This window comes from Denitromonas iodatirespirans, from assembly GCF_018524365.1.
Classification (GTDB): domain Bacteria; phylum Pseudomonadota; class Gammaproteobacteria; order Burkholderiales; family Rhodocyclaceae; genus Nitrogeniibacter; species Nitrogeniibacter iodatirespirans.
Map to the genome: position 1 here is coordinate 259,440 of NZ_JAEKFT010000002.1, position 13,909 is coordinate 273,348.

14 protein-coding genes and 1 tRNA gene are annotated in these 13,909 nt (G+C 65.1%); 13 read left to right on the forward strand and 2 right to left on the reverse strand.

Annotated features, from left to right (window positions below; all coding sequences use genetic code 11):
- Positions 1-134: 134 nt before the first annotated feature.
- A complete protein-coding gene (locus I8J34_RS02860; protein WP_214359857.1) occupies positions 135-1,043 on the reverse strand; it encodes a LysR family transcriptional regulator in 909 nt (302 codons plus the stop codon).
- 309 nt (positions 1,044-1,352) lie between these two features.
- Between I8J34_RS02860 and I8J34_RS02865 the strand changes: the two genes are divergently transcribed.
- The 7 genes from I8J34_RS02865 (at position 1,353) to I8J34_RS02895 (ending at position 8,345) form a co-directional block, all read left to right on the forward strand.
- Complete coding sequence (locus I8J34_RS02865) at positions 1,353-2,285, forward strand: VOC family protein (RefSeq protein ID WP_214359858.1); 933 nt, start codon at positions 1,353-1,355, stop codon at positions 2,283-2,285.
- Positions 2,282-2,617 carry a Rieske (2Fe-2S) protein gene (locus I8J34_RS02870; protein ID WP_214359859.1) on the forward strand — a complete coding sequence of 112 codons (336 nt, stop codon included), beginning with the start codon at positions 2,282-2,284 and terminating at the stop codon, positions 2,615-2,617. The genes I8J34_RS02865 and I8J34_RS02870 overlap by 4 nt, the downstream gene beginning before the upstream one ends.
- Before the next feature lie 13 nt (positions 2,618-2,630).
- The gene (locus tag I8J34_RS02875) at positions 2,631-3,758 is read left to right on the forward strand and encodes an FAD-dependent oxidoreductase (RefSeq protein WP_214359860.1); all 1,128 of its coding nucleotides are present in this window, start codon (positions 2,631-2,633) and stop codon (positions 3,756-3,758) included.
- A gap of 12 nt (positions 3,759-3,770) precedes the next feature.
- Entirely contained in the window at positions 3,771-4,982 is a 1,212-nt protein-coding gene (locus I8J34_RS02880) for an FAD-dependent oxidoreductase (RefSeq protein ID WP_214359861.1), read from the forward strand.
- A gap of 15 nt (positions 4,983-4,997) precedes the next feature.
- Positions 4,998-5,807: a cyclase family protein gene (locus I8J34_RS02885; RefSeq protein ID WP_214359862.1), complete on the forward strand. Its 810-nt coding sequence runs from the start codon at positions 4,998-5,000 to the stop codon at positions 5,805-5,807.
- A gap of 289 nt (positions 5,808-6,096) precedes the next feature.
- Entirely contained in the window at positions 6,097-7,158 is a 1,062-nt protein-coding gene (locus I8J34_RS02890; RefSeq protein ID WP_214359863.1) for an aromatic ring-hydroxylating dioxygenase subunit alpha, read from the forward strand.
- Between the two features lie 191 nt (positions 7,159-7,349).
- Complete coding sequence (locus I8J34_RS02895; RefSeq protein ID WP_214359864.1) at positions 7,350-8,345, forward strand: fumarylacetoacetate hydrolase family protein; 996 nt, start codon at positions 7,350-7,352, stop codon at positions 8,343-8,345.
- A gap of 421 nt (positions 8,346-8,766) precedes the next feature.
- Here I8J34_RS02895 and I8J34_RS02900 read toward each other — a convergent pair.
- Positions 8,767-8,840: transfer RNA gene (locus tag I8J34_RS02900), tRNA-Gly, on the reverse strand.
- Between the two features lie 141 nt (positions 8,841-8,981).
- Here I8J34_RS02900 and thiS point away from each other — a divergent pair.
- The 6 genes from thiS to I8J34_RS02930 all read left to right on the forward strand — a co-directional run.
- Positions 8,982-9,185: a sulfur carrier protein ThiS gene (gene thiS / locus I8J34_RS02905; protein ID WP_214359865.1), complete on the forward strand. Its 204-nt coding sequence runs from the start codon at positions 8,982-8,984 to the stop codon at positions 9,183-9,185.
- Between the two features lie 45 nt (positions 9,186-9,230).
- A complete protein-coding gene (locus tag I8J34_RS02910; protein ID WP_214359866.1) occupies positions 9,231-10,016 on the forward strand; it encodes a thiazole synthase in 786 nt (261 codons plus the stop codon).
- Between the two features lie 45 nt (positions 10,017-10,061).
- Positions 10,062-10,778, forward strand: a complete 717-nt coding sequence (gene trmB, locus I8J34_RS02915) for a tRNA (guanosine(46)-N7)-methyltransferase TrmB (protein ID WP_214359867.1) — start codon at positions 10,062-10,064, stop codon at positions 10,776-10,778.
- 28 nt (positions 10,779-10,806) lie between these two features.
- Positions 10,807-12,618: a signal peptide peptidase SppA gene (gene sppA / locus I8J34_RS02920; RefSeq protein WP_214359868.1), complete on the forward strand. Its 1,812-nt coding sequence runs from the start codon at positions 10,807-10,809 to the stop codon at positions 12,616-12,618.
- Between the two features lie 74 nt (positions 12,619-12,692).
- Positions 12,693-13,079, forward strand: coding sequence for an MliC family protein (locus I8J34_RS02925; protein WP_214359869.1), 387 nt, complete (start codon positions 12,693-12,695; stop codon positions 13,077-13,079).
- 184 nt (positions 13,080-13,263) lie between these two features.
- The coding region (locus I8J34_RS02930; RefSeq protein WP_214359870.1) for a type VI secretion system Vgr family protein at positions 13,264-13,909 on the forward strand (646 nt) is incomplete at its 3' end.

The following is a 13,909-nucleotide window of genomic DNA, read 5'->3' on the forward strand; positions in this document are numbered from 1 at the left end:
TGGCGCACGCCAGAGTGCGGCATGGGCGGCAAGGTGCACAATCGCGGCGAAAACGGTGCCATGGCGAGGATATTCAGTGCCGCAGACCGCCCGGCGTCAGGAAGCGCGACGCGCGAGGACTTGATTGGCGCGCCCTATATCTCGGAGGCGACCTCGCGGCACTGCGCGATCACCCAGCGCAGGGCCGGGCTTGCGTCATACACCCGGTTCCATTGCAGGTGCTCCACCAAACGTGGAATCTCGACCGGGACCGGCCACAAGCGCAGCGGCAGATAACGTGCGGCACGCACGGCCAGGCGGCGATGCACGGTCGCCACGCGGTCTGTGCCTACGACGAGTTCGGCGGGAGAGAGCAGACTGTTGGCGACCACCTCGACACGGCGCTCGATGCCATGCAGCGCGAGCAACGCGGTGTCCGCGGCTGGTGCGCGACCGCCGTCGAAGGACGCAGCCACATGTCCGGCCGACTTGAAGACATCCAGGCCGAGCCCGCCCTTGAATCGTGTGCTGCCGCTCCATGTCACGCACACGTAATCTTCTTCGAACAGCACGACCTGCGGATGCTGGGGCGAAACGAACTGCAACGGCGTAATCAGCAAGTCCATGTCCCCGCGTTCCAGGTGCGCAACCGTGTTGGGCCATTCCTGCGCAATGAGCTTGAAGCGCAATCCGGGTGACAGGTGCGCGAGCTTTTGCAGCAGTGGCTGGACGAGGACCGAAGTGGTGTAGTCAGAGGCCGACAGCGTGAAGGAGTTCTGCGCACTGGCCGGATCGAATTGCGACGGCGCGACCAAGCGCCCGTCAATCTGCGAAAGGATATCCTGAAGCGGGCCAATCAGCGCCTCGGCACGAGCAGTCAACAACATGTCGCGTCCGGACCGGACGATCAACTCATCACCGAAATAATCGCGCAGCCGTGCCAGGGCGTTGCTCATCGCAGGTTGCGACACGAAGACGCGTTTAGCCGCGCGGCTGACGTTCCGCTCCGTGAGAAGCGCATCAAGTGCAACCAGCAGGTTCAGATCGAGACCATTGAAGCGCATAACGGCGACTATACCTCCGGTGACGGCATGTCGATCGAACGATCAACACATCGTTGAAAGTTTTGCGCACCCATCCCCGCGCGTCGGTCGTCGCGGGTTGCGACAGGAGTGCACGTTTGACCGCAGCAGGCCGACCTTGCGCTTCGATGCAGGCACCTCGTGTGCAGCCAGCAGGTTCAGATCGGGAGAGTTCAAGTGCATACCGTGACTATAAGTCCGATGAATGCACGTCATCCAAAATAACCATTTCCCGGGGAATCGGCGAGTCCCTAAAGTTCAGTGCAGTCGAACTGCTTTCGGAGCATTGCCATGAAAATTCTCGGACCCGACCTCCTGGTTTTCGGAGTCGACCATGTCCCCGCCTGCTGCGAGTTCCTCATCGAATACGGGCTCACGCCGGTCGGAGTCACCGACCAGGGTGGTCGATTCGAAGCCATGGATGGCACGGGCGTCTTGATCCTTTCGTCTGACGACCCTTCGCTGCCACCGGCGCTTTCCAGTGGCAACACGATCCGCGAAACCATCTACGGCGTGCAGGACGCCCAGACGCTGGAGGCCGTGGGGCGGGAACTGTCGAAGGACCGCGAGGTGCGCAGGGCTGCGGACGGATCGCTGCACTGCACGGACGACCTGGGCTTCGCGATCGCCTTCCAGGTAACCGTGCGCAAGCCGTACGCGGCGGCGGCGACCCTGACCAACGCGCCTGGCAGCCCCCCGCAACGCGGGCCCAACCAGGTGGCGGTGGACCCGGACGCACAGATCCGGCCACGCACCCTGTCGCATGTGGTCTTCTTCGTTCCAGATGCGGCGCGCATGGAAGCCTTCTACCACCGGCTCGGCTTCCGGGTGACCGACCGCTTCACCGGCACGGGTGCCTTCATGCGGCCCGAGGGCAATGCGGACCATCACGCGCTGTTCTTCATCCAGACGCCGCCGTTCATGCAGGGCTGTGAGCATTTCGCCTTCCACCTCGGCGGCCCGTCGGACGTGATACAGGCCGGTTCGCGGTTGGTGGCGAAGGGATACCAGTCGTACTGGGGCCCCGGGCGACATATCTTCGGCTCCAACTGGTTCTGGTATTTCAACAGTCCGATGGGCGTGCATGTGGAGTACGACGCCGACATGGACTTGCACGACGACGCGTGGACGCCGCGTGAGGCGACGATTGGCGCCGACGCTTCACAGCTGTTTCTGATGCAGCATCGAGAGAAGTGGTCGCCAGGCGGCCCACCCCCGGCATGAGCGCCGGGACGGTGCTGTGCCGGTTCGACGAACTTGTCGATGGCGAGGCAAGGGGCTTCGATCCCCAGAAGGGCGGACAGGACACGCTGTTTGGCGTGCGTCGCGGGTCGAGGTTGTATCTGTACCGGGACCTCTGCCCCCACGCGACCAGCCCCATGGCCTGGCGCAAAGATGAATACCTCAACCGCAGGCGCGACCGCATCGTGTGCTTTGCGCACGGCGCGCAATTCGAAATTGAGACAGGGCGTTGCCTGCTCGGACCTTGCATCGGGCAATCGCTGCAAGCGGTGGCACATGCCATAGACGACCGAGGCAACGTGAGATTGGTGTGAGAAAGGATTCACTATGACAACCGTAAACAAAGTGCTGGTGGTAGGTGGCGGCTTTTCGGGTACGTGCGCGGCCATTCAGATGCGCAAGCTGGGCATTGAGGTGGATCTGGTCGAAATCGACCGCGACTGGCGAACGTACGGCGCGGGTATTACGCTCAGCGGCGTGACGCTGCGTGCGCTCAACACGGTCGGCGTGCTGCCGCAGTTCATGGAACGCGGCTACGGCTCCGACGGCGTGGACCTGTTCACGCCGACCGGCATGCTGATGGCAACGCTGCCCACGCCACGCGTCGCCGGCCCGCAGGTGCCCGGCAATGGCGGCATTTTGCGCTCGGCCCTGTGCCGTATCCTGGCCGATGCCACACGTGCCAGCGGGACGAATGTGCGGCTGGGCGTGACCTTCACGTCTTTGATGCAGCAGGCCGATGGTGTGAACGTGTCTTTCGACGACGGCAGCACCGGCACTTACGACCTGGTGGTGGGGGCCGACGGGCTGTTCTCCCAGACGCGGCGTGCGCTGTTTCCGGACGCACCGGCGCCCGTCTTCAGCGGGCAGGGTGTGTGGCGTGCCGTGCTGCCGCGCCCCGCTTCCGTGAAGCGCCTTGCCATGTACATGGGAGAGCGCACCAAGATCGGATTCAATCCGGTGTCGCAGGAACAGATGTACATGTTCGTGACCGAAGAGCGCTCGGTGAACGCCCGCGTACCGGAAGAGCAGCTCGTGCCTCAGCTGCAGGCCCTTCTTGAGCCCTTTCCCGCGCCCTTGTTGCGGGATGTGCTTGCCGCACTCGGTCCCGATTCCAGCGTGGTCTATCGCCCGCTTGAGCTGCTGCTGTTGCCGCAGCCCTGGTCCCGGGGGCGCGTGGTGCTGATCGGCGACGCCGTGCACGCCACCACGCCGCACTTGGCATCGGGTGCGGGCATGGGTATCGAGGACGCGATCGTGCTGGCTGAGGAAATCGGCCGCGACGTCGGCGTGGGCGAGGCGCTGGAGCGCTTCGAAAAACGTCGCTGGGAGCGCTGCCGCATGGTGGTTGAGAACTCGCGGCATCTCGGCGAGATCGAGGCCACCGGCGGCTCGAAGGAAGAACATGCGCACATCATGCAGGCGTCGATGGCCGCCCTGGCCATGCCCATCTGAACGGAGGCGCTCATGTCGACTTCTTCAAACAAGCTGACCGCGAAAAAACGCATCGCCATTGTGGGTGCAGGGCCGGGCGGACTGTCCGCGCTGATCGCACTCAGCCAGGCCGGCTTCGACGTGCGCCTGTTTGAGCGCCAACCCGAGATCAAGGCCATGGGCGGTGCCGTGCTGCTGAACCTGCCCGTCATGTGCATCCTGCGCGGCTACGGTGTGGACCTGGAGAACTTTGGAGCCACGGCAAACAGCGAGTTCCGCACTTCCAAGGGCCGGCTGCGCTTTCGCATTCCCTTCAACGAAGACGCGCAGAAGAAGGCGGGTCTGCCGGGCTGGAACTACGGCATGCTGCGCTCCACCCTGTATGCGCGCATGCTGCCCTTGGCCCCACCGGGCAGCATCCTGCCCGACCACCGCTTCACGCGCTTCACCGAGGAAGGCGAAACGGTCCGCCTCCACTTCGACAACGGCAACACCTGGGATGCCGATCTGCTGATCGCCGCCGACGGGAACCGCTCGGCGGTGATGCAGCAGATCCTGGGCGATCTGGGCGTGTTCCCCCTTGGATTGCAGGTCTGGCTGGGTTGGTGTTACGCCGATTCGCTACCGCGCGACACCAGCATGATCATGCATTCGAGCGACACCCAGTTCGGCTTCCATCCGATTCTGCACGATGGCCAGCCGGCCTGGGAGTGGTGGATGGTGGAGCGCAGCCGCAAGGGCAACCCTGCGTCAGACAAGGTGGGTGCGTACCTCCTGCGCCGCCTGAAAGGCTGGGCCGAACCCGTGCCGACGCTGATGGCCGCTACCGACACAAGCAAGATTTTCCGCTGGGAGTTGTTCAATCGGCCGCTTCTCAAGCAGTGGACGCACGGGCGGGTGACGGCGCTGGGCGACGCCGTGCACCCCACCTCGCCCTACGCCGGCTATGGCGCCGGCATGGCCATCGAGGATGGCTATTTCCTCGGCCGCTTCCTGCGCGGCGTGGACCTCTCCGATCGGGCAGCACTCGCTGCCGCGCTCGCCCGTTATGAAGCGCAGCGCGTGGACTACACGAACCAAACCGTGATGATGGCGCGGCGACTCGGTCGGCTGTTCCATCAGCTGCCCTGGCCGCTCAGCGCGGTGCGCGACGCGCTGCTGACGCATACGCGCTTCCCACAGAAATTCATCGTCGAGGATTACTTCAAGAATGCCGAGCAGGAAATGCTCAGCCTTGAGGTCTAACGCTGGGCAAATTCCATGAGCAGAACCTTCATCGATCTGTCGATCTTTCTGGAGAACGAGATCTTGTCAGACCCTCCGCCACTGGCGCCTAAGATCACCTATGCCAATCACAAGGAAACCCTCCCTGAGTTCGTGCGCATGATTCCCGGCTGCACCGAGGAGGACTGGCTCGATGGTGAGGCCGCGGCGGCCGAGTGGGTGACGCTGACGACACACAGCGGCACCCACCTGGATGCGCCCTACCACTTTCACTCCACCATGGACGCCAAGCTGGGCGGCTCAAAGCCGTCCATCGCGATCGACGAGGTCCCCCTGGAGTGGTGCTTCCAGCCAGGTGTGAAACTGGATTTCCGGCACTTTCCGGACGGCTACGTGGCGACCGCAGCCGACGTCGAAGCCGAGTTGGCCCGCATCGGCCATGTGCTGCAGCCGCTGGACATCGTGGTTGTCAATACGCGCGCGGGGTCGCGCTACGGCCATAGTGACTTCGTCAACGCAGGCTGTGGCATGGGCTACGAGGCCACCATGTATCTCCTGGAGCGCGGCGTGCGCCTGACCGGCACCGATGCGTGGAGCTGGGACGCACCGTTCTCCTACACCGCCGAGAAGTTTGCGCAGACCGGCGACCGCACGCTGATTTGGGAAGGGCACAAGGCGGGACGCGACATTGGCTACTGCCACCTTGAGAAGATGCACAACCTGGAGGCCCTGCCGCCCCACGGGTTCTACATCTCTTGCTTCCCCCACAAGATCCGCGCCGCTTCGGCCGGGTGGACGCGCGCGGTGGCGATCATCGACGACGCACTGCTGGCGCTACCTCGCTAGGAGACACGTGAAAGTGAGGTTTCCGCGCAGCGGCGCCCGATCCGAAATCGCCCGTACGGCCCGCATGGTCCCCGTCTTTTGCTGATGATCAGCGGTTGTCTGCCGGTCATGGCCGCAGTGCTGGTTGCGCCCGTGTTGCCACGTATACAGGCGAACTACGCCGGTTTGTCCAACGAGCAGGTGCTGGTGCCTGTGATGTTGACTCTCCCGGCGCGGGTGCTGGGTCTGATGGCGCCCTTCGCAAGACCCGCTTCAGCATGACCCACTTCTATACGGCAAAGGAACAGACATGAGCTATTTGCGCAATACATGGTATGTGGCAGCGATGCACGATGAATTGCCGCCGGGAAGGCTTTTGGCACGGATCTATCTGGATGAGCCTGTCGTTTTGTTCCGCAATGCCGCTGGCGAGCCTCAAGCCTTGGCTGATCGCTGTCCGCATCGCTTCGCCCCCTTGTCTGCGGGGAAGCTATGCAACGGCGGCGACACGGTCCAGTGCGGCTACCACGGGCTGCAATTCGACGGCAAGGGCGCATGCACCCACAACCCGCAGGGCGATGGTGGCATTCCAAAAGCTGCCGTTGTTAAGGCCTACGCCGTGCGTGAACGCCACGGCCTGATCTGGCTGTGGGCCGGCGAGGCGAAGGAGGCCGACGAGAGCCTGATCCCCGACTACAGCGCCGTGACCTCTGCGCACGTCGACGGAACGATTCGGGGCTACATGCCGACTGCCTGCAGTGCTGAACTGTTCGTCGACAACATTCTCGATCTCACGCATGTCGATTTCCTTCATCCCACTACGCTGGGCAGCGGGGCCTTGTCGCGAGCGAAAGCCGTGGTTACCGAACCCAGCGAACGTAGCGTGAAGATCGTCTGGGTGTCCAGCGGAGATGTGGCGCCATATGCTTTTGACATTAATCTGCGCGAACAAGGGCGGCCCACGGACCAATGGACCGAAGTCACGTGGACTGCGCCGTCCACGATGCTGATTCGAGTGGGCGCGACCTTGCTGGGCGAGCCGCGCGAAGCCGGCGTCGATACACTCAACCTGCATCTGGCGACGCCGGAAAGTGCGGGGAGAACGCACTACTGGTACTGGAGCACCAGAAACTTCGGCCTGACGCCGGAAGCGAACGCACAGGCAACGCCCATGGTTGTGAACGTCTTCAAGCTCGAAGACAAGCCGATGCTGGAAGCGCAGCAGCAGCGCATGGGTACGGCCGATTTCTGGTCGCTCAAGCCCGTGCTGCTGCCGGGCGATGCGGGCGCCGTGCGTGCGCGCCGCAAGCTTAAGGCGCTCATCGACGCAGAGGCCTCGGCGGCCACTCCGACTGACGGAGCCGCAGCATGAAGGTGAAACGGCTTCAACGACCGGACCTGCACGACCTGGGAGACCGCTTGTGCTGCTCAGCGGTGGTGTGTGCCGTATTCGCAGGCACGGTGCTGCTGGCCAACATGTTCAGCACTTTCTGGAGACCGATGTGACCCATGCGATATGTCGGTCTGACCCTACCTCCTCCATCGTGACCAAGGGCACATTCAATGAAACTTGCCACACTTAAGGCCGAGCACAAGGATGGCATCCTTGTCGTCGTGTCGCGCGACCTGCGCCGCGCAGTCAAAGCCACATCGATTGCGCCCAACTTGTTGGCCGCACTGGAGTGTTGGACGCAGTGTGAGCCTGCCCTGGCCGCTTTGTATGCCGATCTCAATGCGGGCGAAGCCGTCGGTGCGTTTGATTTCGACCCTGGGCTGGCCGCCGCCCCGCTGCCCCGTGCGCCCCAGTGGTGCGATGGGTCCGCCTTTCTGAACCACGGTAACCTCATGCAGCAGGCCTTCGGCACGCCGCCCATTCCCGATATGGAAACGATACCGCTGATGTACCAGGGCGCGTCGGACGACATGTTGGGCCCGACGGACGACGTGGTGTTGCCGAGCGAAGCGCATGGCATTGATTTCGAGGGCGAGTTCGGCGTGATCGTGGACGACGTGCCGCTGGGCTGCCCTGCGGAGCTGGCGTTGCGGCATGTCAAGCTGCTAGTTCAGATCAATGACGTCAGCCTGAGAGCCTTTGGTCCGCGCGAGATGAAAGCCGGGTTTGGCTTCTTCCAAGCCAAACCGTCGTCCAGCTTCGCGGCGGTGGCAGTGACTCCCGATGAGATCGGCGAGGCCTGGCGTGAAGGGCGTATCCACCTGGACCTGGCAGTGGAATTGAATGGCGAGTGGTTCGGAAACCCCAACGGCGCCGAAATGAACTTCGGTTTTCACCAACTCATCGCGCACGCCGCCGCCACGCGGCGGCTGTCGGCAGGAACCATCCTCGGCTCCGGTACCGTGTCCAATGCCGGAGATCAGAGGGGCTCGGCTTGCATCGCCGAACGTCGCGCGATCGAAGTCATCGAGAAGGGTGCATCTTCGACGTCCTTCATGAAGTTCGGCGATCGCATTCGGATGGAGGCGCGCTGGCAGGATCGGCGGGTCTTTGGTGAGATCAACCAGCGTATTGTCCAGGCCTTCCCTCCGGCCATGGTGGGGTGATCCGTCGTCTGCCACCGGGTTCCGGATGAGCCGCGGCGTGTGCCGCGAGCACGGTGCGCTATTCGACATCGCCACCGGTTTGTGCGTGCTGGAGCCGCGTCTCCACCCTGCGCATCGTGTGCTTCCTAATCGTCGGCACGCTAGAAGGCTTGGCGGCGATGGTGTACGGCATGTCGGTGGCCTGCCGACCGTCACGTCTCCAAGCGGGTGTCCAACACCTGAAAGGCGAGTTGAATGCGCCGCTCGTTCTCGAGGCCCGGCGCCTCCAGCCTCCATGCGGAGCGAACGCCCACCGTATTGGTCACCACTAGCAGTACCGATCGAGACCGGCTGCCTGTGGATTTCGCTGGATCGAGAAAGGGATCAAACCCCTCACTGGAAGGACAGCCAACAGCGCCGCTTGAAACTTGGGGGATCGAAGTGGAGCGGGTGAAGGGAATCGAACCCTCGTATGCAGCTTGGGAAGCTGCCGTTCTACCATTGAACTACACCCGCTTCGGGGGGATCTGCCGCGAACGCGACAGCGCGGATTGTAGCTCCGGCGCCCGGCTTTGGCAATTTGGCCCGCGCCGGCCGTGGTCGGGGTGCGTGCTACAATTTGGCCTTCTTTTCGAGTCATCCGCGGCCTTAGCTTCCATGATTTCCGTGCGCATCAATGGCCAGCCCGAAACGCTGGCGTCGACCCTGTCGGTGGCCGATCTGCTGCAGGCCAAGGGCCTGGCCGGCAAGCGGCTGGCGGTCGAGCGAAATGGCCAGATCGTGCCGCGCGGCGCCCATGCCGAGACCGTGCTGGCCGATGGCGACTGCCTCGAAATCGTCGTGGCGGTCGGTGGCGGCTGATCGCCCCGGCGCCTGTTCCTGCCTCTCCTTTTCGGTAGCCTTTTCATGAACGACTCTCTCGTCATCGCTGGCAAGACCTATGGTTCCCGCCTGCTGGTGGGCACCGGCAAGTACAAGGATTTCGACGAAACCCGCGCAGCCATCGAGGCCAGCGGCGCCGAGATCGTCACTGTCGCCATCCGCCGCACCAACATCGGCCAGAACCCCGACGAGCCGAATCTGCTCGACTTCCTGCCGCCGGAGCGCTTCACCCTGCTGCCCAACACCGCCGGTTGCTATACGGCCGACGACGCGGTGCGCACCCTGCGTCTGGCGCGCGAGCTGCTCGACGGGCACACGCTGGTCAAGCTCGAAGTGCTGGGCGACCCGGACACCCTGTTCCCCAATATGCCTGAAACGCTCAAGGCCGCCGAGACGCTGGTCAAGGACGGTTTCGACGTCATGGTGTACTGCTCGGACGATCCGATCCAGGCCAAGATGCTCGAAGAGATCGGCTGCGTGGCGGTGATGCCGCTGGCCAGCCTGATTGGCTCCGGCATGGGCATTCTCAACCCGTGGAACCTGCAGCTGATCATCGACCAGAGCGCTGTGCCGGTGCTGGTCGACGCCGGCGTGGGCACGGCCTCCGATGCGGCGATTGCCATGGAGCTGGGCTGCGACGGGGTGCTGATGAACACCGCGATTGCCAAGGCACAGGACCCGATCCTCATGGCGCGCGCCATGAGGAAGGGTGTCGAGGCCGGCCGTGAGGCCTTTCTTGCCGGGCGCATGCCGCGCAAGACCTACGCCGCCAGCCCCAGCTCGCCCACCACCGGCCTGATCGGCCGCTGACCATCCCCGCCCGGCGCTGCGGCGCCGGGCCTGCCTGCCCCTGCCATGACCGATACCCACGACTCCCCGGACACCCCCGAGGCCGACGGCCGCCTGTCGCACCGCGCCATCCGCAGCTTCGTGCTGCGCCAGGGGCGCATGTCCGACGCCCAGATGCGCTATCTGGCCGAGAAGATGCCGCAGGTCGGCATCGCCTACCGCAACGCCCGCATCGATCTGGCCGAGGTGTTCGGCCGCGTGGCGCCGAAGGTGGTCGAGATCGGTTTCGGCATGGGCGATGCGACCGCGCAGATCGCCCGCGCCCTGCCGGACACCGACTTTGTCGGCATCGAGGTGCACAGCCCCGGCGTGGGCAACCTGTGCAAGCTCATCGACGCCGACGCCATCCCCAACCTGCGCATCATCCAGCATGACGCGGTGGAGGTGCTCCAGGCCATGATCGCGCCCGACAGCCTCGATGGCGTGCATGTGTTCTTCCCCGATCCGTGGCCGAAGAAGCGCCATCACAAGCGCCGCCTGATCCAGCCCGACTTCGTCGGCCTGCTGGCCAGCCGGCTCAAGCCCGGCGGGTACTTGCACTGCGCCACCGACTGGGAAGAGTATGCTATCCAGATGCTCGAGGTGCTGTCGACCGAGCCGCAGTTGGTCAACACCGCCGACGGCTACGCGCCGCGCCCCGACTACCGGCCGCTGACCAAGTTCGAACAACGCGGCCTGCGGCTGGGCCATGGCGTCTGGGATCTGGTATTCCGGCGTCGCTGATAACGACTGAAACCAAGGATACGACTGCATGTGGCGATTCCTGACCGCTCCGTTTCGTGCCATCTGGTGGCTGATCGACGGTTTGCGCCGTGTGCTGGCCAACCTGCTCCTGCTCTTGGTGGTGCTGCTCATCGCCATGGCCTGGTGGTTGAGCCGGGCGCCGGACATTGCCGACGGCAGCGTGCTGTTCCTGGCGCCCGAAGGCCGGCTGGTCGAGGCGGCCACGCCACCGGCGCCGGCCGATCTGCTGCAGGGCGGGCGCGGCGTCGGCGAGGTGGTGCTTGACGACGTGCTCACCGCCATCCGCCGCGCCGCCACCGACAGCCGCATCCGTGCGCTGGTGATCGAAACCGATCGTCTCGGCCCGGCGCCGGTCACCAAGCTGGCCGCCATCCGCGATGCCATCGCCGCCTTCAAGACCAGCGGCAAGCCGGTGATCGCCCGCGCCCGGCGCTTCAACCAGGCGCAGTACTACCTGGCCACGGCCGCCGACGAGGTGGTGATGGCGCCGGACGGCTACGTGTTGCTGCAGGGGCTGGCCCGTTACGACACCTACTACAAGCGTGCGCTCGACCATCTCGGCGTGCGGGTGCAGGTGTTTCGCGCCGGCAAGTACAAATCCTTCGTCGAGCCCTACACGCGTAGCGACATGTCCCCCGAAGACCGGGCCGTGACGCGCGAGCTGCTCGACGCCGTGTGGGGCCAGCTGCGCGCCGATGTTGCCGCCGCGCGCAAGATTACCCCGGCGGCGGTGGACGATTTCGTCATCGACTATCGCGGCCTGCTCGCCGCAGCCGGTGGCGACACGGCGCAGATGGCCAAGCGCCAGGGGCTGGTCGACACGCTGATGGACGACAACGCCTGGGCCGCCTACCTGCAAAGCCGCTTCGCCCTGGCGCCGGCGCTCGTCAGCCCGAACCGTGTCGATGTCGGCCCCTACCTCGCCGCCACCGACGACTGGCTGCCGCAGGACGGCGGTACCGTCGCAGTGCTCACCGCGCAAGGCGCCATCGTCGATGGTGACGGCCCGCCGGGGACAGTCGGCGGCGACGCCATCGTCACCCTGCTCCAGGCTTTGCGTGACGATGCGCGGGTGCGGGCCGTGGTGGTGCGCATCGACAGCCCGGGCGGCAGCGCCTTCGCCTCCGAGCAGATCCGCCTGGCGCTGCAGGCGCTGCGCGACGCGGGCAAGCCGGTGGTCGCCTCGATGAGCTCGGTGGCCGCCTCGGGGGGCTACTGGATCGCTACCGGCGCCGACGAGATCTGGGCCGCGCCGCTGACGCTGACCGGATCGATCGGCGTGTTCGGCCTGTTTCCCGATATCTCCGAGCCGATGCAGCGCCTCGGGCTGGATGTGGACGGCGTGGCGACCGCGCCGCTCGCCGGTGCGCTGGACCCACGCCGGCCGTTGTCCGACGACGCCATCGCCGCACTGCAGATGGGTGTCGACCACACCTATGCCAGCTTCCTCAAACGCGTGGCCGAGTCGCGCAACATGAGCCTGGAGGCGGCCGACGCCGTCGCCCAGGGCCGTGTCTGGACCGGCAGCGAAGCCAAGGCCCGCGGCCTGGTCGACCAGCTCGGCGGGCTCGATCAGGCCGTGGCCGCCGCGGCCCGTCTGGCCGGCCTCACCACCTACCATCGCGTCGATGCCGAAATGCCACTGCCGTTGCGCCTGCAGCTGCTGCAGCATGTGATGCCCGAGTTGTCCGGCGGCGCGAGTGGCGGGCTGGCCGGCCAGTGGCTGTCGCAGATCCGTCAGGATGCGCTGGAGCTCTTGAGCTGGAACGATCCGGACCAGCGCTACGCCCACTGCCAATGCGTGCCGCTCGCGCCCTGAAGCGTTTTGTTGCAGTTTGGTCGTCGCCAAGCGGTTACCCTGTGGGCCGCTATGACATGAGAAAGGGGCGTGAGATGTTCGGCAAGTGGATCGCGGTGGTGAGTGTTTCCTTGGGCCTGGCCGCCTGTAGTTCGACCCCGACGGTGTCGGTGGTCGAGGCGCCGCCTGCCGATCCGGTGACCGGCGCCCCTGTCCAGATGGACTTCGTCCTGAGCAGCGGCCGCTACCATTGCGATGCCGGACAATATGTCGACGTGTTTCGCGATGTCGACGATCACAACCGCATCAACGTCGGCTGGCAGGGCGAACTGGTCGCCCTGGCGCGCAACCCGTCGGCCTCGGGCCTGCCGCGCTACGAAAGCGCGACCAGCGCGCTGGTGTGGATCGACCTGCCGTGGAAGAGCGTGCTGCTCGACGATCGCCGCGGCAAGCCGCTGGCCAGCGACTGCAAGCCGGTCTGACACGCCACACCGGGGCACCCCGCGTGTGGCCCCGATCCGATTGCCGCGTCGCAGTGCGCATGCCCGTTGTATAGTGCCGCGGGTGTGCCGCATTTGACGAACTAGGACGACGGCATGCTTGTTGGTGACGAACGAATGACACTATCATTCGCTCTCGTTCCTCCCAACTCGCCGACGTCGTCCCATGAACTCACCCCTCTTTCTCTCCGCCGGCTGGGCCCAGCACCAGCGGCTGATGTGTCTGACGACGAGCGCGGGCGAGGACGTCCTGCTGGCCGAAACGGCCACCATCACAGAGGCCATCGGGCCGCTCACCGAGCACAGTGGTATGCGCATCGTGCTCGACGCGCTTTCGGAAAACGCCCACCTGCCGCTCGGCAGCCTGCTCGGCCAAGCCGTCCGGCTCGATCTGCAAACCGGGCTGTCGCGCATCGAGCGCCGCCCCTTCCACGGCCATATCACCGCCATCAGCCACCTCGGCGCCAATGGCGGCTTTGCCCGCTACCGGCTCATCGTCGAGCCCTGGCTCGCCTTTCTCGGGCATAACCGCGACAGCTTCATCTTCCAGCAGCGCAGCGTCATCGAGATCATCGACGCGGTGTTCGAGCGCTGGGTCGGGCAGGGCGCGCTGGCCCCCGCCTGGCGCTGGGATCTGGCCGACCCCGCGCGCTACCCCAAGCGCGGCACCACCACCCAATACCAAGAGAGCGACCTGGCCTTCGTGCGCCGCCTGCTGGCCGAAGAAGGCCTCTTCTGCTGGTTCGAACACGCCGCCGACGACAGCGAGGGGACGACAACGAGCTTCGGCCGCCACACCCTCGTGCTGGCCG

What these genes read in the sequence shown, in the direction of transcription:
- I8J34_RS02880 (WP_214359861.1), top strand. Translation starts at nt 3,771, where the DNA reads ATGTCGACTTCTTCAAACAAGCTGACCGCGAAAAAACGCATCGCCATT.
- trmB (WP_214359867.1), top strand. Translation starts at nt 10,062, where the DNA reads ATGACCGATACCCACGACTCCCCGGACACCCCCGAGGCCGACGGCCGC.
- I8J34_RS02890 (WP_214359863.1), top strand. Translation starts at nt 6,097, where the DNA reads ATGAGCTATTTGCGCAATACATGGTATGTGGCAGCGATGCACGATGAA.
- I8J34_RS02875 (WP_214359860.1), top strand. Translation starts at nt 2,631, where the DNA reads ATGACAACCGTAAACAAAGTGCTGGTGGTAGGTGGCGGCTTTTCGGGT.
- I8J34_RS02895 (WP_214359864.1), top strand. Translation starts at nt 7,350, where the DNA reads ATGAAACTTGCCACACTTAAGGCCGAGCACAAGGATGGCATCCTTGTC.
- I8J34_RS02870 (WP_214359859.1), top strand. Translation starts at nt 2,282, where the DNA reads ATGAGCGCCGGGACGGTGCTGTGCCGGTTCGACGAACTTGTCGATGGC.
- I8J34_RS02910 (WP_214359866.1), top strand. Translation starts at nt 9,231, where the DNA reads ATGAACGACTCTCTCGTCATCGCTGGCAAGACCTATGGTTCCCGCCTG.
- I8J34_RS02860 (WP_214359857.1), bottom strand. Translation starts at nt 1,043, where the DNA reads ATGCGCTTCAATGGTCTCGATCTGAACCTGCTGGTTGCACTTGATGCG.
- I8J34_RS02885 (WP_214359862.1), top strand. Translation starts at nt 4,998, where the DNA reads ATGAGCAGAACCTTCATCGATCTGTCGATCTTTCTGGAGAACGAGATC.
- sppA (WP_214359868.1), top strand. Translation starts at nt 10,807, where the DNA reads ATGTGGCGATTCCTGACCGCTCCGTTTCGTGCCATCTGGTGGCTGATC.
- I8J34_RS02925 (WP_214359869.1), top strand. Translation starts at nt 12,693, where the DNA reads ATGTTCGGCAAGTGGATCGCGGTGGTGAGTGTTTCCTTGGGCCTGGCC.
- thiS (WP_214359865.1), top strand. Translation starts at nt 8,982, where the DNA reads ATGATTTCCGTGCGCATCAATGGCCAGCCCGAAACGCTGGCGTCGACC.
- I8J34_RS02865 (WP_214359858.1), top strand. Translation starts at nt 1,353, where the DNA reads ATGAAAATTCTCGGACCCGACCTCCTGGTTTTCGGAGTCGACCATGTC.